This is a genomic window from Microbacterium deminutum, from assembly GCF_039530205.1.
Classification (GTDB): domain Bacteria; phylum Actinomycetota; class Actinomycetes; order Actinomycetales; family Microbacteriaceae; genus Microbacterium; species Microbacterium deminutum.
Map to the genome: position 1 here is coordinate 49,929 of NZ_BAAAOG010000005.1, position 23,049 is coordinate 72,977.

The 23,049-nt window shown below is 67.7% G+C and carries 20 protein-coding genes; 12 read left to right on the forward strand and 8 right to left on the reverse strand.

Annotated features, from left to right (window positions below; genetic code table 11):
• Positions 1-11 precede the first annotated feature (11 nt).
• Positions 12-737 (reverse strand): PNPOx family protein, encoded by a 726-nt coding sequence (locus tag ABD212_RS13195; RefSeq protein WP_344095362.1) that lies wholly within the window; start codon positions 735-737, stop codon positions 12-14.
• A 305-nt stretch (positions 738-1,042) separates the two neighbouring features.
• On the opposite strand from ABD212_RS13195, the gene ABD212_RS13200 reads away from it, so the two are divergent.
• The 3 genes from ABD212_RS13200 to ABD212_RS13210 all read left to right on the forward strand — a co-directional run bounded on the left by ABD212_RS13200 (position 1,043) and on the right by ABD212_RS13210 (position 5,021).
• Positions 1,043-2,623: an alkaline phosphatase family protein gene (locus ABD212_RS13200; RefSeq protein ID WP_344095364.1), complete on the forward strand. Its 1,581-nt coding sequence runs from the start codon at positions 1,043-1,045 to the stop codon at positions 2,621-2,623.
• Positions 2,624-2,727: 104 nt separating this feature from the next.
• Positions 2,728-4,191: a glutamate-cysteine ligase family protein gene (locus ABD212_RS13205; protein WP_344095366.1), complete on the forward strand. Its 1,464-nt coding sequence runs from the start codon at positions 2,728-2,730 to the stop codon at positions 4,189-4,191.
• 140 nt (positions 4,192-4,331) lie between these two features.
• On the forward strand, positions 4,332-5,021 hold the full coding sequence (locus ABD212_RS13210; protein ID WP_344095368.1) for a hypothetical protein: 690 nt from the start codon (positions 4,332-4,334) through the stop codon (positions 5,019-5,021).
• Between the two features lie 77 nt (positions 5,022-5,098).
• On the opposite strand, the gene ABD212_RS13215 is transcribed toward ABD212_RS13210, so the two are convergent.
• Positions 5,099-5,770 carry a VOC family protein gene (locus ABD212_RS13215; protein WP_344095370.1) on the reverse strand — a complete coding sequence of 224 codons (672 nt, stop codon included), beginning with the start codon at positions 5,768-5,770 and terminating at the stop codon, positions 5,099-5,101.
• A gap of 197 nt (positions 5,771-5,967) precedes the next feature.
• On the opposite strand from ABD212_RS13215, the gene ABD212_RS13220 reads away from it, so the two are divergent.
• Positions 5,968-6,528: a GNAT family N-acetyltransferase gene (locus tag ABD212_RS13220; RefSeq protein ID WP_344095372.1), complete on the forward strand. Its 561-nt coding sequence runs from the start codon at positions 5,968-5,970 to the stop codon at positions 6,526-6,528.
• Positions 6,529-6,563: 35 nt separating this feature from the next.
• On the opposite strand, the gene ABD212_RS13225 is transcribed toward ABD212_RS13220, so the two are convergent.
• Positions 6,564-6,959 (reverse strand): DUF1801 domain-containing protein, encoded by a 396-nt coding sequence (locus tag ABD212_RS13225; protein ID WP_344095374.1) that lies wholly within the window; start codon positions 6,957-6,959, stop codon positions 6,564-6,566.
• Between the two features lie 84 nt (positions 6,960-7,043).
• Between ABD212_RS13225 and ABD212_RS13230 the strand changes: the two genes are divergently transcribed.
• Both ABD212_RS13230 and ABD212_RS13235 read left to right on the forward strand, forming a co-directional pair.
• Positions 7,044-8,279 carry a low temperature requirement protein A gene (locus ABD212_RS13230; RefSeq protein WP_344095376.1) on the forward strand — a complete coding sequence of 412 codons (1,236 nt, stop codon included), beginning with the start codon at positions 7,044-7,046 and terminating at the stop codon, positions 8,277-8,279.
• A gap of 188 nt (positions 8,280-8,467) precedes the next feature.
• On the forward strand, positions 8,468-8,740 hold the full coding sequence (locus ABD212_RS13235) for a nickel-binding protein (RefSeq protein WP_344095378.1): 273 nt from the start codon (positions 8,468-8,470) through the stop codon (positions 8,738-8,740).
• A 9-nt stretch (positions 8,741-8,749) separates the two neighbouring features.
• On the opposite strand, the gene ABD212_RS13240 is transcribed toward ABD212_RS13235, so the two are convergent.
• Positions 8,750-11,662, reverse strand: coding sequence for a helix-turn-helix transcriptional regulator (locus ABD212_RS13240; RefSeq protein ID WP_344095380.1), 2,913 nt, complete (start codon positions 11,660-11,662; stop codon positions 8,750-8,752).
• Between the two features lie 162 nt (positions 11,663-11,824).
• Between ABD212_RS13240 and ABD212_RS13245 the strand changes: the two genes are divergently transcribed.
• Together ABD212_RS13245 and ABD212_RS13250 are read left to right on the forward strand one after the other, a co-directional pair.
• Positions 11,825-12,322, forward strand: coding sequence for a hypothetical protein (locus ABD212_RS13245; RefSeq protein WP_344095382.1), 498 nt, complete (start codon positions 11,825-11,827; stop codon positions 12,320-12,322).
• Between the two features lie 7 nt (positions 12,323-12,329).
• Positions 12,330-12,698, forward strand: a complete 369-nt coding sequence (locus ABD212_RS13250; protein WP_344095384.1) for a DUF4440 domain-containing protein — start codon at positions 12,330-12,332, stop codon at positions 12,696-12,698.
• 39 nt (positions 12,699-12,737) lie between these two features.
• Here ABD212_RS13250 and ABD212_RS13255 read toward each other — a convergent pair whose 3' ends face one another.
• Both ABD212_RS13255 and ABD212_RS13260 read right to left on the reverse strand, forming a co-directional pair.
• On the reverse strand, positions 12,738-13,211 hold the full coding sequence (locus ABD212_RS13255; RefSeq protein WP_344095386.1) for a GNAT family N-acetyltransferase: 474 nt from the start codon (positions 13,209-13,211) through the stop codon (positions 12,738-12,740).
• Between the two features lie 58 nt (positions 13,212-13,269).
• Positions 13,270-17,589, reverse strand: a complete 4,320-nt coding sequence (locus tag ABD212_RS13260) for a Tc toxin subunit A-related protein (RefSeq protein WP_344095388.1) — start codon at positions 17,587-17,589, stop codon at positions 13,270-13,272.
• A 274-nt stretch (positions 17,590-17,863) separates the two neighbouring features.
• Here ABD212_RS13260 and ABD212_RS13265 point away from each other — a divergent pair, with 274 nt between their 5' ends.
• The 3 genes from ABD212_RS13265 to ABD212_RS13275 all read left to right on the forward strand — a co-directional run bounded on the left by ABD212_RS13265 (position 17,864) and on the right by ABD212_RS13275 (position 19,204).
• On the forward strand, positions 17,864-18,301 hold the full coding sequence (locus tag ABD212_RS13265; RefSeq protein WP_344095390.1) for a VOC family protein: 438 nt from the start codon (positions 17,864-17,866) through the stop codon (positions 18,299-18,301).
• A gap of 79 nt (positions 18,302-18,380) precedes the next feature.
• The gene (locus ABD212_RS13270) at positions 18,381-18,704 is read left to right on the forward strand and encodes an ArsR/SmtB family transcription factor (RefSeq protein WP_344095392.1); all 324 of its coding nucleotides are present in this window, start codon (positions 18,381-18,383) and stop codon (positions 18,702-18,704) included.
• Complete coding sequence (locus tag ABD212_RS13275; protein ID WP_344095394.1) at positions 18,701-19,204, forward strand: SRPBCC domain-containing protein; 504 nt, start codon at positions 18,701-18,703, stop codon at positions 19,202-19,204. Before ABD212_RS13270 ends, ABD212_RS13275 begins: the two co-directional genes overlap by 4 nt.
• A 45-nt stretch (positions 19,205-19,249) precedes the next feature.
• On the opposite strand, the gene ABD212_RS13280 is transcribed toward ABD212_RS13275, so the two are convergent.
• Together ABD212_RS13280 and ABD212_RS13285 are read right to left on the reverse strand one after the other, a co-directional pair.
• On the reverse strand, positions 19,250-19,756 hold the full coding sequence (locus tag ABD212_RS13280) for a 2'-5' RNA ligase family protein (protein WP_344095396.1): 507 nt from the start codon (positions 19,754-19,756) through the stop codon (positions 19,250-19,252).
• A 21-nt stretch (positions 19,757-19,777) separates the two neighbouring features.
• Entirely contained in the window at positions 19,778-20,218 is a 441-nt protein-coding gene (locus ABD212_RS13285) for a DUF1801 domain-containing protein (RefSeq protein WP_344095398.1), read from the reverse strand.
• 160 nt (positions 20,219-20,378) lie between these two features.
• Here ABD212_RS13285 and ABD212_RS13290 point away from each other — a divergent pair, with 160 nt between their 5' ends.
• Positions 20,379-22,976 (forward strand): ATP-binding protein, encoded by a 2,598-nt coding sequence (locus ABD212_RS13290; protein WP_344095400.1) that lies wholly within the window; start codon positions 20,379-20,381, stop codon positions 22,974-22,976.
• Positions 22,977-23,049: the final 73 nt, after the last annotated feature.

Genomic DNA, 23,049 nt, shown 5'->3' on the forward strand with positions numbered 1-23,049 from the left:
GGCGGCGCCGGTCACGTCGATGCGAGTGTGAGCACGATGGCCGCCGGCATCCGTCCCACGATCCCGCTGAAGAAGGGTTTGGAGAGCTTCGAAGCGTCCGTGGGCTCGAGGATGCGCGGGGAGGCGGTGATGTGCTCGCCGCCCTTCCAGGTGAGCGTCCCTCCGCCAGCGGCGACCACGTTGAGCGCCCAGTTCGTCCGAGGGCCCCAGGGCAGGCCGATGAGGACCACCGACGGGTCGAGGGTCGGCACCACCGCGATGGGGGTGGCGTAGTCGGTACCGCTCCTGCGTCCGCGATGGTGGATGACCGCCCAAAGGGGGAATCCTCGTCGTCCCGCGAGTGCCGCCGCGAGCGGTTCGATCGCCTTCACAAGACCGCGGGGCGGCCCGGATGATCCGCGCTCGCCACGTCGACCGCGGACCCCGCGGAAGCCAATTCCTCCCTGGAGGACATCGCCGAAGTGGTAGGAGATCACGGCTGCCATCGCGACCGCCCCCGCGACAGCGCCGACGGCTTCGCCGGTGGATCGGATGCCGCGACGCAGCATCCACGACCCGGCGATCGCATTGGCGGCGCTCCAGCCGACGTTCACGAGCGGGGGCGACATGCCCACCCCCGGAGGATCAGCGAACGGACTGGGAAAAGGACTGCCCTGCACCCCGCTGACGCCGTGGGGCACCGCATTCACGAGCAGCGCGGCGCCGACGGCGGTTCGCATGATCGACCGGACCGACATGCGCTCAGACTACGGCGTGACGTGGGGTTCCGGTCGTCGTGGCCGTCCGCGGATCCGGGGTGCGACCGGGACGATCGGCGATCCTGTGAGACTGGCGTGGCACCAGATGCCTACGATCCGACGGTGAACACTCCGTGACCCGATCGTGAACGGCGCTCGCTGTGCCATTTCGGCGTCCACGTCCTCCTACTACGCTGACGCTGACGGCTGGCGAACACGTCGAGCTGTCCGCAGGGTTCGTGCCACGGCGGCTCAGAACGTTCACCTGAGCGCCGCGTCCGGTATTCCGATCAGGAGGCAATCTCGTGTCCAAGCGTTTCACCATCCTCGCCACGGTCGCCGCTCTTGCGCTCGTCGGCGCCGTCATGCCCGCGGCCGCGGCGATCGGGGATCCCGGCGGCGGGTGGTCCCGAGGCCACGGGCATCCCTCGACCATTCCGGGCGGCTTCAAGCATCTGGTCGTGATCTACGAGGAGAATCACTCGTTCGACAATCTCTACGGGAACTGGGGCTCGGTGAACGGTCAGGCTGTCAACGGCAGCCAGAGCGTCGCACAGGTCGCTCAGAACGGCACGACGTACGACTGCCTGCCGCAGGTGGACGCGAACCTCGCATCGCCGCCCCTGCCGGTGACCTGCACCGACACCGCCCACAGCATCACCAGCCACTTCGCGAACAGCACCTTCATGATCGACGACTTCATCTCGCCGACCGACACCACGTGCCCGCCGATCGTCCCAGGCACGCCCTTCCAGCAGAACGGGTGGCTCAATGGCACCGGCGTCAGCGGCGGATGCACGCGGGATCTCGTGCACCGCTTCTACCAGGAGCAGTACCAGATCGACCGAGGCAAGATGGACCGCTACACGACCGGATCCGACGCGGTCGGCCTCACCCAGGGCCAGTACGACACGACGCAGCTGCCGATCTACCGATACCTGCACAGCGCAGGGGCGCCGCACTACGTGATCGCCGACGACTTCTTCCAAGCCGCGTTCGGCGGGTCTTTCCTGAACCATCAGTGGCTGATCGCGGGCCGCACACCGCTCGACCCCACGGCGACCGTGGACAACTCGGTCGTCGATGCGAACGGCATGCCCAAGACGTACCCGCTGTACACGCCGACCGGCACCGTGAAGGACACGCAGTGGACGGTGGCCTGCCCCGACGGCAAAGACAACTACAACGCGGCGTGCGGCAACTTCGCGGTGAACACCATCCAGCCGGCATCCGTCCCTCATTTCGCGACCGGCGTGCAGCTGCCGCTCATCGCGTACGCCAACATCGGCGATCGCATGACGGCCGCGGGCATCTCGTGGAACTGGTACGCAGGCGGCTGGGATAACGCCGTCGCCGGACACCCTGGCGTCAACTTCCAGTACCACCACCAGCCGTTCAACTATTTCGCCGCGTACGCCCCCGGTCAGCCCGGGCGTTCGCACCTGCAGGACGAGACGAAGTTCATCGCCGCGGCCCAGAGCGGCAGGCTCCCCACCGTCAGCTTCGTCAAGCCGTACGGCGACGAGAACGAGCACCCCGGCTACGCCAGCGAGCCCGACGGCAGCGATCACCTCGTCAACCTTCTCAAGACCATCATGGATGGGCCCGACGGCAAGAAGACGCTCGTCGTCGTCACCTACGACGAGTTCGGCGGCCAGGCCGACCACGTTGCGCCTCCGGTCGTCGACAAGTGGGGCCCGGGAACCCGCGTCCCCGCCGTCCTGATCAGCAAGAAGTTCGAGGAGTCGGGCGTGGATCACACGCAGTACGACACCACCTCGATCATCGCCACCATCGAGAAGGCGTTCCACCTCGCACCGCTGGGGACGCGCGACGCGAAGGTGAACCCGATGTTCACCGGAATCCGCATCGGCCTGGACGGCTGAGACAGGCTGCGCGAAAAGAGAACGACGGCGCCGAGCGCGTGCTCGGTGCCGTCGTTCCCCAAAGGAGCCCCACCAGCACGGTCGGGGCTCGCTAGAGTTCCGTCATGGGGGAGGACGTCCCGGCTCAGGAGTTCAGCCGCGCCGATCGCACGCGTCATCGCGAGAAGGTCCGGCGCAACCTCGACGTGTTCGCGCGGATGCTGCGCGAAGCGCACTTCGACACGGATGACCCGCTGACCGGCCTGGAAGTCGAGTTGAATCTGGTCGACGAGGCCGGTGACCCGGCGTTGCGGAACGCGGAGGCGCTCGAGGCGATCGCGGATGCCGCATTCCAGACTGAGCTCGGTCAGTTCAACATCGAGATCAATGTGCCCCCCGCCCGACTGCGCGAGGGGGGTCTCACCACGTTCGAGGAGGGCTTGCGGCGCAGTCTCAACGACGCCGAGGCGCGGTCGTCGACGGTCGGCGCCCACCTCGTGATGATCGGCATCCTCCCCACGCTCGCCGAAGGGCACCTGCGACCCGACAGCATCAGCGCCAATCCGCGGTACCGGCTGCTGAGCGAGCAGATCCTGAACGCGCGCGGCGAGGACATCTCGATCTTCATCGACGGCCCCGAACGGCTGGTCACCACCGCGGACTCGATCCTGCCCGAGGCCGCGTGCACCAGCACGCAACTGCACGTGCAGACCTCACCGGACTCGTTCGCGGCCTACTGGAACGCCTCCCAAGCGATCGCGGGTGTGCAGCTGGCGCTCTCGGCCAACTCGCCGTACCTCCTAGGGCGGGAGCTGTGGCCCGAGACGCGCATCCCGCTCTTCGAACAGGCCACCGACACCCGCAGCGAGGAACTCAAGGTACAGGGAGTTCGCCCGCGGGTCTGGTTCGGCGAACGCTGGATCACCTCGGTGTTCGACCTCTTCGAGGAGAACGTCCGGTATTTCCCCGCGCTGCTGCCGATCGTCCAGGACGACGACCCGATGGCCGTCCTCGAAGCCGGCGGCATTCCTGCGCTTTCGGAGCTTCGGCTGCACAACGGCACGATCTACCGCTGGAATCGCCCGATCTACGACGTCGCCGGAGGGGTGCCGCACCTGCGTGTGGAGAACCGGCTGCTCGCCGCCGGTCCCACCGTCGTCGACATCATGGCCAACGCCGCGTTCTACTTCGGGCTGGTGCGCGCGATCGCCGAGAACGATCGACCGCTCTGGTCGCAGCTGTCGTTCACCGCTGCCGCCGAGAACTTCCACACCGCTGCGCGTGATGGCATCGACTCCGAGCTCTACTGGCCGGGGGTCGGCCAGGTGCCCGCCACCGAGCTCGTGCTGCGACGCCTGCTGCCGCTGGCGCACCAAGGGCTGGAGGCATGGGGAGTCGAGGCATCCGTCCGCGATCGCCTGCTCGGCATCATCGAAGGGCGCTGCCTCACCGGGGTCACCGGCGCCGGGTGGTTCACGGACAGGATGCATCGCCGAGCCGCAATGGACCGTTACGACGCTCTGCGAGCCACCCTGCTCGAGTACCGCCAGGCGATGCACACGAACGAGCCTGTACACACCTGGGACTGACGAGCGGGAGGCGGCCGCCGCCCGGCGCCGTGCTCCCAGAGAGACGCTCAGCGCATCCGGGCGCCGCTGTGTGGTATCACCCACGCTGGGCCGGGCTCTCTGCATACGAGCGAGTTCGCGTTCACCACGAGGAGGCCGACATGCCGAACCTGAATCAGGGCGCCTGGGTGCCGGGGACAGACGAGTACCGCTTCGGCTACAACTCGATCCCGGTGATTCCCATCACCGGGGCACCGTCCGACGCCAACTTCGCCCGGTGGGCGATGCTGCACGACGGCGCCGACTACCGGCTCTACCTGTTCCGCGGCAGTTCCAGCGACACCCTCTATCAGTTCGCCTGGAACGGGTCGTCCTACGCCTACGGCTATCGATCGATCCCGGTGCTGACCCTGGTCGGATCGCCGCCCGACGTCGATGCGTCGAGCATCCGCATGCTCCACAGCGGCGCGGCATACCACGCGTACCTGCGGCGCCTCGGCGACCCCACCACCCTGTACCAGTACATCTGGCAGCCCGGAACAACTCAGTATCGCTGGGCTGCACCGGGCTACTACGCGAGCCTGCCGGTCGCCGGATTCCCGGCAGACGCCGACTGGACGCGCTGGAACATGCTCCATGACGGCTCGGACTATCGCATCTACACCTTCCGCTACGGCAGTGTCGACCGGATGTATCAGGGCGCATTCGATCCGAGCGCCGCGGTGTACGAGTTCGGCTACCGATCGATTCCCGAGCTTCGGCTCACCGGCTATCCCGCAGACAGTCACCCCGGTCGCTCGGCGATGCTGCACGACGGGCTCGACTACCGTTTCTACTTCCAAACCATCTAGTCGGGCGAAGAGAACGGCGCCGTGAGGATGAGCGTCTTCCCCGCGGGATCCGGGCAGTCCCCGGCCACGAGCGCGTGTCAGTCGGAGGTATCGGTCCAGGACGCGATGTCCACACCGTGGTTGTCGGGTGACGCGAGCGACCACCATGCCGGCGCGTACGCGTCGTCGGCGAGTCTTCCTCCGGCGGCGAGTGCGGCATCCACCCGCGCCTGAGCCTGGTCGGCCGGCACGAAGACATCGAAGTGCGTCCGGCCTCTCGCCGGAGAGTCGCCGGTGATCGGGTTGAAGGCGAGCTGCGGCCCGCACCGCAGCGGATCGACGGCATCCGTGTCGCCGAAGGCCTCGTAGCCCAGTGCGGCTGTGAAGAACGGTCGCACGTCGGCCCCGGAGTGCTGGGCGACGTAGATGCCGATCGACTGCGCGAGCGAGGGATCGGGCGTCAGCAGGAGCTCGGCGGCCGCCCGGGACACGGCGGCAGCGAACTCCGGGGCGGCTGCGGCGATGCCCTCGGGGCTGCGGTTCGGGATGCGCACGACGACTCCCTCGGGACGCACGTCGACGTCGGGCAGTACGCCGAATCGCTCGGCGGCCTCAACGACAGGGGCGATGAGTTCCGCCGCGTGGGCGAGGGATTTCGCGGTGAAGACCGTCTGCGGGCCCGTGCCTGTGACACGCCAGTCGGAGACACCCGGCGCCCGGTGGAACTCGGCCGCGGAGATCCAGTCTGATCCGCTCGTCGACTCGCCCATGTGAACTCCTTCGCAGCCGTCCGAGTCCCAAACCGCTGATGAGCGATGACTCCGTGCTCCACCGTAGTCGGGGGTCGCGGCGGGCGGCCAGCGTGACCTGGCACTGCCGATGTCCGCGGAGGGATCGTCCAGCGAGCTATCGGACGGCGCACCCGTCGGCTGTTGAGGGTGCGGCTGGCTTGCGTGACAATTGCGGCATGGCGCTGACCACGAGGATGCTGACGCCGGAGACCTGGGAGGACTTCGCCACGCTCGTCGAGTCGAATAACGGCGTGTGGGGTGGGTGCTGGTGCATGGGGTTCCACCCAGGTGGTTCGACGGGAACGCGAGACGGCAACCGTGACGCGAAGCACGAGCTTGTGACGCAGGGCGCAGTCCGGCAGGTACTGGTGTACGACGGCGACAGGTGTGTCGGCTGGTGCCAATTCGGCACCCCCCCTGAACTCCCCAACATCAAGAGCCGCCGCGTCTACGACGCCGAGGCGCAGGATCCACCTGACTGGCGGATCGGGTGCATCTTCACGAATTCGAAGGACCGTGGCAGAGGGATCGCGGCGGCCGCTGTGCGGGGCGCCCTGGACGAGATCAGACGTGCAGGCGGCGGGACTGTGGAGGCGTACCCGGAACAGACCGAGGATCGGCCGCCGCAACGCGGCGCATTCCTCCACACCGGCCCGGAAGAACTCTACGCACGGCACGGATTCGTGCGGCAGCGGCGCATCGCCAAATGGCGGTGGGTCATGCGCGCCGACGTCTGACCGCCAACCCGCGCCTCGGCGTCGGGCTGGTCCGCTCAGCCTCCTCGATTCGCGGCGACGGCTTGAGTGATGAGCCGGCGAAGCGAAGCGTCGTCGACCGGGGAGTCCTCGAGGTAGTCGATCGCTCGGACCGTGGCGCTGTCGAGTCGTGTGTTGAAGAGGCTCGTCGGATCATCCAGTCGTGCGCCCTTGGGGAAGGTGAGCCGGACTGCGCTCTTCAGGAGATCCGCCATGCAGATGTTCCCCTGGCACACCCAGGTGGCGACACCCTCCGGCTTGGACGGCTTCCTCCACTTGATCTCCTCGACGATCTCCCCGTCGGCGCTCAGGATGACGCGACGAAGCTGAGCGAGTGTGGCCGCCCGCCAACCGCCGGCGTTGGCGATGATCGCATCGATTTCCTGGGCCGCAGAGGAGTCGTCAGAGCTCATGGATTCATCATCCTCCGCCTCCCTCGAAACCGGTCCAAGTCGTTTCAGGCCTTGATACCGCGCCCTCACGCTAGGGTTCTAGCCATGTCGGGGCAGGGTGACGACCGCGGACGGCTTTCGCGGGTGCTCCGAGTGCGCACGGCGAGTGAGGGCGATGCGGTCACCACGCTCGAGTTGTTCTTCGATCTCGTCTTCGTCTTCGCCTTCACCCAGGTGACTTTCCTGATGGCTCATGGTGAGCCGCCGGTGTCGATCCTTCAGGGCGGTGTCGTGCTGGCTCTGCTGTGGTGGTCTTGGTCGTCGTTCGCATGGCTCGGCAATCAAGCCCACGCGAACGAGGGATTGCTTCGCGCGGCACTGATCGTCGCGATGGCGGCCGTCTTCGTGCTCTCATTGACGATCCCCGAGGCGTTCCACGATCTGCCGGGCGGGCTGTACGCGCCGCTCGTCTTCGCGGGCTGCTACGCCGTGGTGAGGCTCGTGCACCTCTCGACGTACCTCATCGCAGCCGGGCGGGACGTGGCGCTGCGGCGCCAGGTGCTGCTGAGTCTGACCACCTCGGCTTTGCCCTCCATCGTTCTGCTGATCGTCGGCGCCCTGGTGGACGAGCAGTGGCGCCTCGTCGCATGGACGGCCGCGGTCATCGTCGATCTGCTCGCGATCTACGTCACGTCGAACGTGGGCGGTTCGTGGCGGCTGCAGTCCGCAGCGCACTTCACCGAACGCCACCGTCTCGTCGTGATCCTGGCGTTGGGAGAATCGATCGTCGCGATCGGTGTGGGAGTCTCGCTGGACCCGATCACCGCGTCGATCGTCATCGGCTCGCTTCTCGCGATGGGCCTGAGCGTCGCCCTCTGGTGGGCCTACTTCCAGCGGATCGCCGACGATGCAGAGCATCTGCTCGAGCGCGTCGACGGTGCCGCGCGCGCGAAGCTCGCGTCGGACGGGTACACCTACCTTCACCTCCCGATCGTCTTCGGCATCATCCTCACGGCCCTCGGTATCGAAGAGGTCATGGCTCACCTGGATGAGGATCATCTCGGCTGGTTCGGCGCGTCGGCATTGGCGGCGGGCGTCGCCCTCTTCCTCGCATTCACAGGCGTGTTCTGGCTGCGGATGTCGAAAGCTGTACTCGCCGCGAGGTTCGCCTGCGCCGTGGTGGTGGCAGCGGCGATTCCACTCTGGTCGGCGCTGCCGGGGCTGTGGTCGCTCGGGGGTGTCCTCTCGCTGGTTTCCATACTCGCCGTGGTCGAGTCATGGCCGACCCCGGGCCCAGACGCGAGCGCGGCCGATTCGTCGTCGACGCAGGGCGAGGGGTGAACACCGTGGATCGCCTCGGCTTCCCGGCTGGACCGATCGTGCGACATCCAGCGCCGCACGTCGGGCATCAGGTCGGTCAGGCTGACTCGACAGACCTCGGGCGCGTCGACTCCTCGGGTCGAGCCGATGCGACCGTGTAGCATGACGCCACCGGGCAATTTCCTTCCCGGAGGCAGGTTGGTGACGCTGTGCCGTATTTCCTGATCGAACGCCAGTTCGACCGCCAACTCGTGCCGCCGCTCGACGGGGTCGCCGAACTCAAACTCATAAACGATGACGAGGACGTACGATGGGTGTTCTCCTTCCTCTCGATCGACCGTACGAAGACGTATTGCCTGTACGAGGCGCAGTCGGCTGACGCGATCCGGGCTGCCGCCGCGAGAGCGGGGGTTCCCGCCGATGCCGTCATCGAACTGGCCGGCCGCGTCCTGCCATCCGGGGAGCTGGTCGGAACCGAATAGTCTGCGTTCCTACACGAGGCCCTGGTCTCGGGCGTATCGAACCGCCTGGGAGCGGTTGGAACTCGCGGTTTTGGTGAGGGTGCTTCGGATGTGATTGGCGACGGTGTGCTCACTGATGAACAGCTTCACCGAGATTTCGCGGTTCGACATTCCCTGGTCGATCAGGCGGAGGATCTCGATCTCTCGGGCCGTGAGCCCGTCGACGCGCCCGCGCAGTCTCGGATCGCCATCGATGATCTGAACAACTCGCAGCCATCCGGCCTTGGAGGCGTCGACGCGGACACGATCGGCGAGTGCGAGAGCCTCCCGTGACCGGGCACCGCGGGAGGCGAGCCAGCGTGCGGTCTCCGCGCGCGTGTGCGCTGCGTGAAGATGGGACCCCACCCGGGTGTCCAATTCAAGCGCGGCTTCGAAGGATGCCCCGGGGTCGCCGATCTCGACTAAGGCGTCGAGCTGGCCGAGGTAGCGATCGGCCGCTCCGAAGCACGACACGAAGACGCCGGACATCAGGTTGAGCCCGCTGTACTCGGCCATCAGCGGACGCAGCTGCGCCGCGGCGTCGTGATCTCTGAGGAATACGGCCGCCTCCGTCATGAATGCCAGGACCGCGGGCCACTCGCCGGACTCGTGCGCTGCCGCGGTGTCGTGTTCACGCAACCAGGTGAGCATCCGAGCCGCGGGCCGCGCCATCCCGAGCTCCGTGTAGATGCCGAGCAATCCGGGCGCCCAGTGCTGGTGGGGCGATTCGTCGCCTGAAATCACCCCCCGGACGGAGCCCAGGTCCGCGAGCTCACGTTTGATCATGTATAGCTGCTGTGCAGCGATATTCGACCGAGAATCCGAGAGAAAACGGGTTTCGGTCTTCGCTGCGCGCCGGTACGCTTCCCGCGCTTCGTCGAGTCGCCCCGCGATGAAGTTCAGGCCGTAGATCAAGCAGTCGCGCCAGTAGACCCAGTAGTTCCCGAATCGGTCGGCAGCGACGGTCAGTTCGCCCTCAGCGCCTTCCAGCGCCGTCCGATCGCCCACGAGATAGGCCGCGGCCGCTCGGTAGGTGCGAACTCCGTACAGCCACTCGTCGACGGCACCTGGCGTTGGCGAACCGGCGGTGCCGCGATCCCATATCTCGCCCACGCGTTCGTATCCCTCGAGCAGCCCCTGCGGCCTGAAGCTGTGCGCGTAGCCCTTGTACATCACGCGCAGCAACAGGCTCTCGTCACCGATCGTCCGTGCCTGCTCGGTTGCCGCAGCAGCGAAGGCGCGAGCCTCATCGGGCTGTTCGGATCGCGACGTGGCGCGTGCAAGGGCGGCCAGCGCTTCGATCCGCTCAGGTTGTGTCGCCTCGTCGGGATCCGAATCGAGGGATTGCTGCAGAAGCTGGACCGCGCGGCCGCCGTGAAGCCCGGGCCGCACCGTCGAGTCCTCGTACTCGATCGCACCCCGAAGGCGGTCTCGCGGTCCGCCGGACGCGCAGACTCGCTCCGCCAGCGAGCGTGCCCTCGCGAAGTCGGCGGCCAGCCGCCAATTCGCCGCGGCCGAGAGCAGGAGTTCGTTGCGCCTGTCGTTCGCATCGCACAAGGCCGACGCTCGCTCGAACTGACGCGCAGCCTCCTCATGAGCGCCCCTGGATGCCGCAAGTCGCGCCATTGCATCGGTCTGTTCTATGGCCTGGTCCCGGTATCCCAGAGAGACCGCGTGCGAGAAGTGATAGGCGAGCCGCTGCGTCAGCCGAGGCGGGGGTGGCGACCTCCGCCCCAGCATCCCGGCGGCGCGAGCGTGAAGGGTCGGCCGCTCGCGTGACGCGATGCTGTCGAGGAGCGCTTGTCTGGCAATCGCGTGCGGGAACCGCAGGTCGTCGGTGGAGCCGTGCGCGGATTCCAGCAGGCCTGCTGCCACGGCTTGATCGAGCGCCTCGTAGACCGCGCCGAGTGGTTCACCCGTCATCGCGGCGATCTCCTCAGGGACCACATCCATGCCCAGCACCGCGGCGTGCTGCAGCAGTCCTCGCTGCGCGGCGTCGATGGAGTGCAGCCGCGCACGCAAGAGGTCGTTCACCGACTCCGGCAGGGTGATGCCGCCGGCGGTGTCCGTCCGAGCATCGTTCGCATAGCGCCACGCCTCACGGAGGAGGAATGGATTACCACCCGTCAGGTAACTCAGCCGGGCGGCTGTCTCGCGCACGCTTGCATCCGGCCCGACCTTCCGTCGGCGCGCATACTCGACCACTTCCTCCACTGTCAGCGGCGACAACGGTATTCGGCGTGCTCCTTCGAACGAGTGAAGCGACGCGAGCACCTCATCGGCGATCCCCGGACGGTCCGGTTCCGTCGGGCGCACGCCACCGAGTATCAACACTCGACTGGCCGCGAGCCCCTCGATCAGCCGCGGGAGCAGCCGGAGGGCAGTCTCGTCCGCCCATTGCAGATCATCCAACACGATCACAATCGGACGACTTTCGGCAGCCTCCCCGATCAGCTCGACGATCGCGGATGCCAGTCGGAGAGGGTCCAACTGGCGGTCCGTCTGGGAGATGAGTCGTCCCCGATCCTCCGGATGAGGATCCCTGGGATCGACCGTCTGCCGGATGAGCTGGCTGGCCGAATCCCGAGCATTCGGTCCTCGAACGAGGTCGAGCATCCTGCGCAGAGGGACGTCCAGAGGCTCGAAGGGCGCCCCGAACTCGGCTACGCACGAACCGACGAAGGGCGCCGAGCCCAGCTCGGTGAGGCGCGTCGTCGCTTCGCGGATCAGTCTCGTCTTGCCGATCCCCGGTTCGCCGGTGACGAACAGAGCGCGGACCGACCCTCCGATGACGTCGGGCCACATCGACATCAGCTCATCGAGCTCTCGAACACGCCCGACAAAGGGCGGTTGGTCGGCGGTCCGCCAGCCGGTCGGCAACGGCGGTGCTTTCCACGCCCCCATGTCGCAAACCTATGCCGCCCTGCGGACCCCGTCGACCCTTGGCGGCGTGCAGCAAGCCCTCAGCCTCCAAGAATGGGCATTTCTGGTCATGTGGCATGCTGCACCCGATTCTTAGCCTCGGTGTTGCACCCGCAACCGTCGGGCTCATCAAGGAGGACCGAAATGTCACCGAAGTCAGCCGCAGTGTCCGGTTCGCAGGCGTTTGCGTTGCGGTGGCTCGGCACCGCGGCCGCGTTGGCGCTCGTGCTCCCGACCGTGGTCGGGTGTGACGTGAGCAACGCGTCCGGCCGAGCACAGGAGGGTCTGAACGCCGAACCCGGCATCGTGTGCGCGATGGCGATTCCTGATCCCGCCGGCCGGCAGACGTGGGCGCCACCCTTGGCCCTCGTGGGCCGCTGGCAGTCGGCCCGCGGCGTCGCCTGGTACCTGGAGATCTCGTTGAGCGGGCGATTCTCGTTCGAGGCGGATCAGCGGGTGGTGGATGCCGGGGTGGTGACGGTCGCGGGCGACGAGCTCACCTTCTCTTCGTACCAGGGCGGACGCCCGAGGAGCTATCACTGGTCGACCACCGCCGGGCCGGCCCGGACGCTCCACCTGGACGGCGTTGCGTGGATCGCCACGGCAGGCTGTCTCAGCCCTCTGCAGGAGAACGTGCGATAGTGACCAGATGCACGACCTTGGCACGCAGTTCTTCGTCGATCTCGAGTCGCAGGTCTGGGACGCGTTGGCAAGCGGGGACGCAGACGCCGATCGCGAACTGCTTTCCGATGACTTCGTCGGGGTCTATCCGACCGGCTTCGCGAATCGTGGCGACCATGCCGGGGAAGTGGCCGATGGGCCGAGCGTCGCGAAGTACGCCATCACGGATGCGAGACTGATCGACGTTTCCGCGGATGCCGTGATGCTCTGCTATCGCGCCGATTACCAGCGGCCGGCCCACAGTGCGGTGGACGTGATGTTCATCAGCTCGCTGTGGGTCCGACGCCAAGGGCGCTGGTGGAACACCTTCAGCCAGGACACGCCAGCCGCATCCTGAGCCGGCTTCGGAGTCCGAGTTCGATCTCCGCCACCCCGGTCAGAGTTCGAGAGCGTAGTAGAAGGCGCGGTCGCCGGTGTCTGGATCCGTGCCGCGGAAACCGTGCCGTTCATAGAAGCGCTGCGCGTCGACATCCTCCTCATCGACGTTGATCTCGATCACCGACACACCACTGTCGACGGCGTCCGACACGAGTCGCTGAATGAGCGCCGACCCCAGGCCCTGCCCACGACGAGGCGGAGCGATGTACAGCTCGTCCAGGAGAGCGACCGGCCCCTCGTTCCAGACGTTGCTTCGCATCGTCACGAGAGCGACACCGACCGCCGGCTCGCCGATCAGGTATGCAATGGTGTTCGATTCTGCGAGCAGCGATTCCAGGCGTCGCGTGAGGGCGACGGCCCCAGGGGTCGGAGTATCGAACTCGGTGTTGAAGTCGTGCAAGAGGCGCGCGACGACCGCGGCATCGCTCGGTCCGGCGCGGTGAGCAGCTGCTTCACCAGACAGCTCCGACATGGCGAGATGGTATCGGTTCGGGCGGCACAGCCGGCGGCGCTGTGATATCGGCGACCGCCTACGGCACGTCGTATTCCACCCACAGCAGGACATCGCGCGCGCGAGCGAGTCGAGCCGCCTCGGCTCCCTTCTTGATGGTGATGTTCACCTTCTGCGCGGGCGACGTGCCCGTGGCGGCGTTCAGCGCCTGAGCGTTCGCGGGGATGCCGTCATTGAGCACCCCGGTGTTCGACATCGCGATGCCGTCGTCGATCGTGAAGTTCGTCGCAGGGCCACCCCCGAACTTCACGGTCGCGTCGAAGCTGCCACCCTCGACGCCCGGAAGCAGCACCGCGAGATTGGTCACCGTCGCAGCCTCCGGCAGAGCGAGCGCGTCCAGCTGCAGCCGCAGCTTCGCTGCTGCTCCGGACTTGGGCAGCTTCGCGAGACCGGCGGGGTCGATGGCGAGCGCGGAGACGAAGGTCGCGCGGCTGGTCACCGGGGCAGCGGCCGCGGCATCCGATCGCGGCACCTCGTACGCCGCCTGCACGTCGAACGTGATGCGCACGTCGGTGACTCTGGTGAGTCCGACCGCGTTGGCCGCCTTCGGCAGTTCGAGGGTCCACACGGTCGTGAAGCCCGCGCCCTCGAAGGGCAGCAGGTGCTCGCCCGGCATGCCGTGCAGCTCGAGGTCGCGTCGCACCCGGAACTCGCTGACCGGGTACGCATCGGCGAACCGGACCAGGGGCACGGGAGCAGCCGACGGCTCGCGGCGCAGCAGCGAGAATCCCGCATTGGTCAGGATGCCGCGCACCGGCACGGGTGTGCCCGGCGCCTCCACCACGACATCGACCGCCCGGATGCGGTGCGCATAGGTTCCGGGATGCGCGGCGATGAGAGTCTCGTCGTTCATCGCGAAGGTGCAGCGGCCGGTGCTGAGGAGCTGCCCGTAGGCGAGGGGCAGATCGCGCGCCAGGGAGCAGGTGTAGGTCACGGGCACCGTGATGCGCGCCGCGCCGAGGCGCACTGCCTCGAGTTCGGCGAGGTCGAGCATCAGGCGATCGACGCTGCCGACGTCCCGCATCCGGGCATCGAAGTATCCGAGTCGGATGACGCGAATCGACCGTGCCAGGGAGTACGCCAGTGCTCGCTCAGCGAACCACGCGGCTTGCGCGGCGAGGTCGAGGTAGCGCCGGAGCGACCGCCGGGCGACCCCGGCCAGGGCGTCCCAGAAGTCACGGTTGAGGAAGCGCTCGTTCTGGTAGATCCCGAGATCTCGCGCATAGGCGAGTTCGGTCGCGGCGATCTCACCCTGCAGCCGCGCGATCGTCACGTTGCGCTCCTGCACGCGCTGCGCTGCCTGCGCGGCGGGGAGGGCTTCCTCGCGCAGCGCCTTCAACTCCCCGTCGCGCTTGGTCGCGGCATCCGCCATGCCCTGCAGGGTCGTGGTGCTGAGCACGGCGAACGCGGCGAATCCGCCGAGGACGCCGAGTCCGCCCGCCGCGCTGCCGAGTCCGGCCGATGAGCTTTCCGCGCCGCCGGCCCCCGCTTCGGCGCCGAGGCCGAGCGAATCGCCCACGCCGCTCGAGCTCAGCGAGGACCAGCCCGATGATGCGGACGACCCGATGTCGACCAGCGAGCTGACGCCGTCCTTCATGCCCGAGAAGTAGTCCTTGAACTGGCTGAACAGCGAGTTCGCGTCTTCGATCTCCTTCTTCTTCGCCTCGATCTGCTTCTCGACGTTCGCCACGAGCTTCTGGGCGACGACGACGCCGGCTTGGGCGATCTCGACCTGCTCCGCGGCGATCGCGACGGTTGCGCTGGCCTTGCGTTCCTGCGCCTTGGCGGCCAGCATGTCGAGATCCAGCTGTTCGACCCGGCCGAGGTAGGCGAGGTAGTCGGTCTGCGCGCCCTTGGCGCCCGTCGCCCAGCGCCCTGCGGCGCCGGTGAGGGTCTCGTACCGCAACGTGGGCACGGCGTCGTCGCTGTAGCCGTAGAAGTTGAGACCGGCCGCGAGCTGGTGCAGGGCGAGACGGGCACGGTCGAGCTGGTTGCGCTTGCGCGGATTCTCGATGAGGCCGACCCACGGCGTCGGCATGAACAGGAACGGCAGGTACGCGCTCGTCCCCGGATCCTCGCCGTGGAGGAAGATCACGGCCTTGTAGAGCTCGCGCGCTCGCTCCAGGCTCGCCGCGTCCTCGGTGCGGTACAGCGTCTCGGCCCACGCGAGCAGCGCGTCGCCCTGCACCAACCGCGCGTACCGCTCTTCCAATGCGTGCAGGATCGGAGGCGAGGGCGTGAGGATGTCGTTTCCGCTGCCGATCTGCGGCGTGAGAGGGAAGGGATCGTTGCGGAAGCGTTCGTCGTCGTACAGGAGACGTGCCGTGTACGGGCGGTCGCCGAGCGGCTGCTTCTCTCGGAAGCGCGCCCCGACCACATGGAACTGAGTTCCGCTCGTGGTCGTGTCGTTGATCATCCCTGCGGCGGTGCCGAGCATCGCCATGCCGACGTGGAACCCCGTGACGACGTTGAGCACCTCGACGGCGCCGGGCAGGTCGCCCATGCCGGCGCGGGCCATCGCCCGCAGCATCGGCACGAGGAACTGCAGCTGGTACACGCGGAGCCTCGTCGCCTGATCCCGCGCGATGCGGAAGTGGACCACGTCGAGCCAGAGATCCTCGGGCCTCGCAAGCTCCCAGAAGCGCTCGAATCCGTCCGGAGGATAGGTCGTGCCCGTGCCGGCCAGCTCAGTGATGCTCCCCACCTTGAGCCGGCGGCGCCGCGAGAAGCTGATCGGGCGCGGGAAGTTGCCGACACTCATCGACGGCTCCCAGTCCTCACCAGGCTTCGGCTGCGGCCCGCCATCCTCGAGCAGGTGGCGGGCTTCCTCGGCGAGGCGGTGGGCGGTCGGGAACTGACTCTTGTCGATGGCGGCGATCAGCTCGGCGATCTTGAGCTCTGCGGCGCCGAACTTGAGGAGGAAGTCCGCCGAGCGGTGGACTTCGTCCATGCTCCCGAAGTAGGTGTTGTACGGAGTCATCGACTGGGAGCCCGGGAGGCTCTTGTGGTAGTCGAGGAACTTCTTCCGGGCCTCGGTGAACCAGATGCCCGACATCCCGCCTGCGACGATCGTGCGAAGTGCGAAGAGGTTCTCGGCGAAGAACGGCTGCTGGCGCGCCAGCCACTCGTCGAACCGCAGGAAGAACGGCGCGGCGCCGACGACGTTCGGCCAGAGGATGGGCCTTCCCTGCTCGCCGGGAAGCTGGGGCACGATGATGTTGTCGTGCGGCTCGACGGGCCCCTGCGCGGTGTCGCTCAGTGCGCGCGAGAGGGTATGGATGTTGAGCTTCACCCGCGAGGACGTCACCGTGTCGGGCTCGGTCAGCGGCAGGCGATATCGGTTCATGACCTCATCGACGCCGACGGGCGCCAGGCTCAGCAGCGTGTCCAGGTGTGCGCGGTCGGTCTTGGTGCCTTGCGCGGGCAGCGATCCCGCGGGCACGCCGAACCCGAAGCCGGAGGCTTTGGCGGCGGTCAGGATCTTGGTCACGATGGGCACCAGAAGCTTGTTGAGCGGAACCTCGGTGCGGTCCTCCGTGCGGAAGTCCTGGAAGAATCGGGTCGTCAGCTGCTCTTCGACGAGCCCGGGGAACGTCTTGGGATCGCCCGTGAATCCGAGCTTCTGCTGATGCACGAACAGCACGAACACGCCCCGGAGGTAGTCGCGGTAAGACTGATCGTCCGGCAGGGCCCAAGGCATTCCGCCCCAGCCGATCCCGGGCTTCACACGCTCGGGGTCGATCACCAATCCGGGTCGATCGAGCAGTTCCTTCGCCACTTCGCCGAACGGCTTCAGTACAAGTTCGTTGTTGCGCAGCGGCACGGGGTCGACGATGTGCGCGTCGCCGGCAATCGCTCCGTCACGTTGCAGAGCGGCGGTGACGTCGGCGAGCAGACGTGCCCTCACCGTCGGCGGGAGCAGCGCGAGCGTGCTGTCGGGCGCCGGTGCGGCGAGGTCGCTGAGGACGTCATCGACCAGAACGCGGCGGGTGCCGATGAGGTGGTCGGCGAGGAGTGCCAGCTCGGCCGGTGTTGCGGCATCCGTCCCCGCCACGGTCACGAAAACGGGGGCCCTGCCTTCGACCATCGCCCTCGTCAGCGCCACCGCCGACTGCGGCTGGCGTGCGGCCCGGATGCTGGTCTCGGCGCACCACGCATCGGCGGGCACAGCGATTTCGGCCTGTCCATCCGGGCCCGTCGTCGCTTCAGCGACCGAGTGCGGCTTCCTCCTGGTTCCGGCCGCCGTCAACGCCTCGACGAGGACGCCTGCCAGCGGGGCATCCGTGGCGGCATCCGTGACGTGAACGTGCACGAGCATGAGCTCGGTGTCTTCTCGCATTGCTTCCCCCTCGGAGCCGTCGAGTCGCCCTTGTCGGAGAGTCCGGACCGGGCGCCGTGATACATGAAGTGGATGGATGCTGCTCATTCGCCGCCCCCGGGCACTTCATCCGCGAATACGCCCCGGCAGCATGCCGGCCCGACCCCCGTTCATTGTGTGGTCGAATCCGCTCCTCCGTCAGCAGGAGCGACATCCCTTGGTGGCAACGCGCTGATCTTCGTGATTCGAGCCCCTTCCGCTGGAGCCGGCCGACCCGGCTCGGTAGCGTGCAACCATGGCCATCAAACTGGAGAATGTCGGCATCGCTGTTCGCGACCTCGAAGCAACGATCGCGTTCTTCACCGATCTCGGTCTCACCGTCGTCGGCCGCGACACTGTCAGTGGCGAGTGGACGGACACCGCCGTAGGCCTCGACGGGAACCACGCCAACATCGCGATGCTCCAGACGCCGGACGGTAACGGTCGCCTCGAGCTCTTCGAGTACATCCACCCCGAAGCGATCGAGACGGACCCCACCCGTCCCAACGAGATCGGCATGCACCGGGTCGCCTTCTCCGTCGACGACATCGACGAAGCCCTCGAGATCGCCGCAAGGCACGGCTGCCGACCGCTCCGCGGTGTGGCGAACTACGAAGACGTCTACAAGCTGACGTATGTCCGCGGTCCCAGCGGCATCATCGTGATGTTCGCCGAGGAACTGAAGGACAATTGACCCCGGATCGGAGGACAGGTCGCTGGTGGTGTGGTGCGTAACGTAGCGGTTACGTAACCAATGGGGTACACTTACTCCCATGGACGCAGTACTGCATGCTCTGGCCGACGGGGGTCGACGCACGATCCTCGACGCGCTGCGCGACAGCGAGGCCACCGCGGGGGAATTGGCCGCCCTGCTGCCCATCGCGCGTCCAGGCGTCTCGCGACATCTTCGAGTTCTTCGAGAGGCGGGTCTGGTCGAGGTGCGCAGCGAGGCGCAGCGGCGCATCTATCGGTTGAGCGCAGAAACCCTCGCCGAGCTCGATGACTGGCTGAAGCCCTACCGAGACCTCTGGCGGACTCGGATGAACGCCCTCCACACGGAGGTGGCTCGCGGCAACACGACAAGGAGAACAACATGAATGACACGGCACTCACAGGAGAGCTGCTCCTGGATGACGGGGTCGGCACTGTCCGCCTGGACGATGTCTACGGCACCCGCATCGACGATCTCTGGGACGCGATCACCAGTCCCGCTCGCGTTGGGCGGTGGCTCGGGACGGTCACCGGCGAGCTTCGCCTGGGCGCGACCCTCCAGCTCAGCTTCGTGAGCGGGTGGGACGGACCGGCGCGCATCGAGGTGTGCGAGGCGCCACGCCACCTGGTCCTTGTCGCCAATCCCGGTCAGGCCGATGAGACGCGGATGACAGCCGAGCTCACCGCCGAGGGCGCACGCACGCGGCTAGTGATCGAGGAGTCCGGCTTCACGATCGACGCACTCCCGTTCCATGGTTCGGGATGGCAGACGCACGTCGAGGATCTCCGCTCATACCTGGAGGGGCGGGCGACCAGCCACTGGGAGACCCGATGGAAGGAACTCACTCCCGCCTACCTGGAGCTGGCCGAACGGATCGCCAGGTAGGTCCACGGGAGACGCAAGGGCAGCCCGTCGGGTGAGCCGGCCGGGTCAGTAGATCGGTGTCACCCGGGCGACCGCAGAGTCCCACCGCCGGAGCGCTATCCCGGTACCGGTGTGCGCTGGGCCGAGCAGGAGGAGCGCCTCAGGCAGGACGTCCAGGCGGAGCCGCCGGGCGAGGGTCACGTGCGGGGTCCAATGGCCCGGCGTGGTGTGCGCGGCGTCCTCGCCGGGCGGGAGGGCCGCATGGACGACACGGTGCAGCCGCAGCAGATCCTGGCTCGGTACGACCCGACGCGCAAGCACACCGCTGTCGCCGTGCCGGAAGACGATCGGCTCGGCGAGGGTGATCACTACCGGAAGCTGGGCGACGGCATCCGCGAAGCCCATCTCATTCAGGACCGGGCGCACCATCAGCGTCAAGTGGGGCCGGTTGCTCGCCGCCCGGCGGGAGGCGAGGCTGGGCAGACCGGCATCCGCCAGGCGATGCCAATCGGCGCGCACCCGAGATTCGGTGTCAGGATCCAGCACGAGCTCGATGCTGACCAGGTCAGGCATCGGGAACGACCGTGTCGGCGGCTACGCATCGGCTTTCCACAGGATCTGGCGAATCGGCCCGTCCTGGGACTTCGACTCCACGAACTCGTATGAATCGTGGACGATCTGCTCGAGGACCGGCAGGTCGACATCGCTCAGCCGCCTGACGTAGAGGCAGTATCCCGTGGTGGAGTGCTTGCCCAGTTTCGCGAGAAGCTCCGAGTGACGTGACGTCCCGTCCATCAGGTAGATGGTGAGCCGGCCTTTCCTCGGATAGAAGCCGATCGTGTGACCGTCGCCTTCGCGGCCGCTGTCGTACTGGTAGTGATAGGTGCCGAACCCGATCGTGCCGACATTCCACAGTGTCGGCTCACGCCCACTGATCCGCTGCATCATCTCGATCAGCGTCTGGCTGTCCTGGCGCGTCTGCTCATCGAGCGAAGCGATGTAGTGGTCGACTGAGCGGTCGTCGTGGTCTGTCATTCCGCCTCGCTCATCCTGCCCATGAGGGAATCGATCTCTGGACGCTACCCACCGCGAGTGCCGACTCACAAGTGTGGCCCTACTGGACGACACCGGGGGACGAGTCCGAGAATGGCGCCATGGGGCGCCGGGGACGGACCTGCAGGCGATGGATGCCGCGGTGAGCGGCACGTCGTCCGCCCGCGTCATCCGCACGCCGGACCAGCGGCTGCGGGTCTTCGTCAGCTCGACCCTGCGCGAGCTCGAGCCCGAAAGGGCCGCGGCCCGGGCGGCGATCGAGCGGCTGCATCTCGCCCCGGTGATGTTCGAGCTCGGCGCTCGACCGCACCCGCCGCGCGAGCTGTACCGGGCCTACCTCGCGCAGAGCGATGTTTTCGTCGGCCTGTACTGGGAGCAGTACGGGTGGATCGCGCCCGGCGAGGACGTCTCGGGGCTCGAGGATGAGTACCGACTGGCGGACCCCGAGCTGCCCAAGCTCATCTACGTGAAGCAGCCCGCGCAGCGCGACGAGCGGCTGGCGGGACTGATGGAGCGCATCCGCGCCGACGACACGGCCTCGTACAAGCCCTTCTCGGACGCGGACGAGCTCGCGGGACTGCTCGAGGCCGACCTTGCGACGCTCCTCGCCGAGCGGTTCGATGCCGGGCGCGCGCCGAGCTCGACCAGCCTCGCCGAGCCGACCACGGGTCGCATCCCAGTGCCGAGCACGGACGTCGTGGGAAGGGGCAGGGATGTCGCGACCCTGCTCGCGTGGCTCGGCGGCGGTGAGGATGGGGTCGACGTACGCCGGCTCATCACGCTCGTCGGGCCGGGCGGGATCGGCAAGAGCCGGCTCGCGATCGAGGTCGCCCGGCTCGCGAGCGATCGGTTCGATCGGGTTACCTTCGTCCCGCTCGAGCACGTGCGCGATCCCGACGACGTGCTCCCGGCCATCGCCCGCGAGCTCGGTGTGCGGGCAGGAGATGACCTTCCGCTGGTGGAGCGGCTCGCCCGCGCACGCGCCGGCCGCCGCGATCTGCTCGTGCTCGACAACTTCGAACAGGTCATCGAGGCCGCGCCCGTCGTGGCGACGCTGCTTGCGCAGCTCGCCGAGGCCAGCCTTCTGGTGACGAGCCGCACCCGCCTCCGTGTGCGTGGGGAGCAGGTCTTCGACGTCGACCCGCTCGAACTTCCGGGCGACCCGGACGCATCCGCGATGCCCGACATCATCGGCGCCTCCGCGGTTCGGCTCTTCGCGGACCGCGCCAGGGCCGCCGACCAGCGGTTCGAGCTGACCGACAGCAACGGCCGGGACGTCGCACGCATCTGCCGGGCGCTGGACGGGGTTCCGCTCGCCATCGAGCTGGCGGCAGCCGGCATCCGGGTCCTCACGCCTGCGGCGATGCTCAGCCGGCTCGACGGAGTGCTCCCGCTGCCGGCGGCCGCCGATCGCGACTCCCCGGAACGTCAGCGAACGATCCAGGCGACGGTGGAGTGGAGCATCGACCTGCTGGGCGAGGACGCGCACGCGCTGTTCACGCGACTCGGGGTGTTCGCGGGCGACTTCAGCCTCGACGCGGTCGAGGCGGTCACGTCGGATGCCTCGTGGACCGCCGGCCTGCTTCAGACGCTCCTCGAACTCGTCGATGGGAGCCTCCTGCGCGAGCACGACGTCGACGGCCTGCCGCTCTTCTCGATGCTGGCGCCGGTCCGCGAGATCGCGACGGCGCGGTTCGAGCAGGAGACGGATGCCGCGGCAGTCCGCCTCGCGCACGCCGGGTTCTACGTTCGCCTCGCCGCGCAGGTGGAGCCCCTGCTGCGGGGATCAACGCAGCATCCCGCGGTCCGTCGGCTGGAAGCGGAGCGCGACAACCTCCAGTCGGGCTACCGGCATCTCATCGCGGCAGGCGAGGTGGACGCCGTCGCCGACGCGGTCTGGCGGCTGCTCTTGTATTGGTGGATCGAGGACCTTCTTCCGGACGCGAAGGCATGGATGCAGGACGTGCTGGGCAGAGGGGTCCGGCTCACAGGTCGCACGCTGGCAGTCGCCCGGCTGCTGCCGGCGTGGGTGTCGCTGTGGCAGCCGGGCGACGAGATCGACGTGGCGGCGATCGAGGAGAGCGTCGTCCTGTTCCACGAGGTGGAGGACGTGTTCAGCGAGGGATGCGCTCTGACCATCCTGGGCATCGCCTACGGCGCGACAGCGCCGCCCGACCTCGACCGCGCGGAGGATGTCCTGCGACGGGCTTTGGAGTTGGTGCCCGTGGATCTCGACCCCTCGTTCAATGCCGTGTTCAGAAGCGTGCTCGGGACGAATGAGTTCCTCCGCGGGCGTGCCGCTGAGGCCCTCGCCCTGTTCGAGGCCGCGCGGGCAGACGCTGTGCGCGTGGGCGACCGATTCGTCGAGGGCCTCACACTCACCAACGTCGGCTGGAGCCGGCTCGCGCTCGGCGAAGCGCATCCCGAGTTCTTCACCAGGCACCTCGAGATCACGTTGTCCTTCGGCAGCGAGGACGGCGTGGGGTACGCGTTCGAAGGGCTGGCCGCGTGCGCGATCGTGCTCGGTGACATCGAGCGGGCCGGAATCTTCCTGGGAGCGGCAGAGACGATCCGGCAGCGCACCGGCATCTTCGACCGCCGCTCGTACGTCACCTACGGGCCCTTCGTCGAGCGGGTGCTCGCGTCAGAGCGCGCGGGGGAGTTCGTGGCTGCGCGCGACCAGGGCCATCAGACGACCCGTGCGGATGCCGTCCGCCTCGCCCTCGAAGGGGGGCCCTGAACACGATCCGCCGTATCAGCGGTGGCGGGCTGTCCTCTTCGAGGGTGACTCGTGAGTGACGGGTCGCCTTGGC

Coding starts and splice junctions, on each gene's coding strand:
- ABD212_RS13195 (WP_344095362.1), bottom strand. CDS start 737: ATGTCGGTCCGGTCGATCATGCGAACCGCCGTCGGCGCCGCGCTGCTC.
- ABD212_RS13205 (WP_344095366.1), top strand. CDS start 2,728: ATGGGGGAGGACGTCCCGGCTCAGGAGTTCAGCCGCGCCGATCGCACG.
- ABD212_RS13210 (WP_344095368.1), top strand. CDS start 4,332: ATGCCGAACCTGAATCAGGGCGCCTGGGTGCCGGGGACAGACGAGTAC.
- ABD212_RS13215 (WP_344095370.1), bottom strand. CDS start 5,770: ATGGGCGAGTCGACGAGCGGATCAGACTGGATCTCCGCGGCCGAGTTC.
- ABD212_RS13220 (WP_344095372.1), top strand. CDS start 5,968: ATGGCGCTGACCACGAGGATGCTGACGCCGGAGACCTGGGAGGACTTC.
- ABD212_RS13225 (WP_344095374.1), bottom strand. CDS start 6,959: ATGAGCTCTGACGACTCCTCTGCGGCCCAGGAAATCGATGCGATCATC.
- ABD212_RS13230 (WP_344095376.1), top strand. CDS start 7,044: ATGTCGGGGCAGGGTGACGACCGCGGACGGCTTTCGCGGGTGCTCCGA.
- ABD212_RS13240 (WP_344095380.1), bottom strand. CDS start 11,662: ATGGGGGCGTGGAAAGCACCGCCGTTGCCGACCGGCTGGCGGACCGCC.
- ABD212_RS13245 (WP_344095382.1), top strand. CDS start 11,825: ATGTCACCGAAGTCAGCCGCAGTGTCCGGTTCGCAGGCGTTTGCGTTG.
- ABD212_RS13250 (WP_344095384.1), top strand. CDS start 12,330: ATGCACGACCTTGGCACGCAGTTCTTCGTCGATCTCGAGTCGCAGGTC.
- ABD212_RS13255 (WP_344095386.1), bottom strand. CDS start 13,211: ATGTCGGAGCTGTCTGGTGAAGCAGCTGCTCACCGCGCCGGACCGAGC.
- ABD212_RS13260 (WP_344095388.1), bottom strand. CDS start 17,589: ATGCGAGAAGACACCGAGCTCATGCTCGTGCACGTTCACGTCACGGAT.
- ABD212_RS13265 (WP_344095390.1), top strand. CDS start 17,864: ATGGCCATCAAACTGGAGAATGTCGGCATCGCTGTTCGCGACCTCGAA.
- ABD212_RS13270 (WP_344095392.1), top strand. CDS start 18,381: ATGGACGCAGTACTGCATGCTCTGGCCGACGGGGGTCGACGCACGATC.
- ABD212_RS13275 (WP_344095394.1), top strand. CDS start 18,701: ATGAATGACACGGCACTCACAGGAGAGCTGCTCCTGGATGACGGGGTC.
- ABD212_RS13280 (WP_344095396.1), bottom strand. CDS start 19,756: ATGCCTGACCTGGTCAGCATCGAGCTCGTGCTGGATCCTGACACCGAA.
- ABD212_RS13285 (WP_344095398.1), bottom strand. CDS start 20,218: ATGACAGACCACGACGACCGCTCAGTCGACCACTACATCGCTTCGCTC.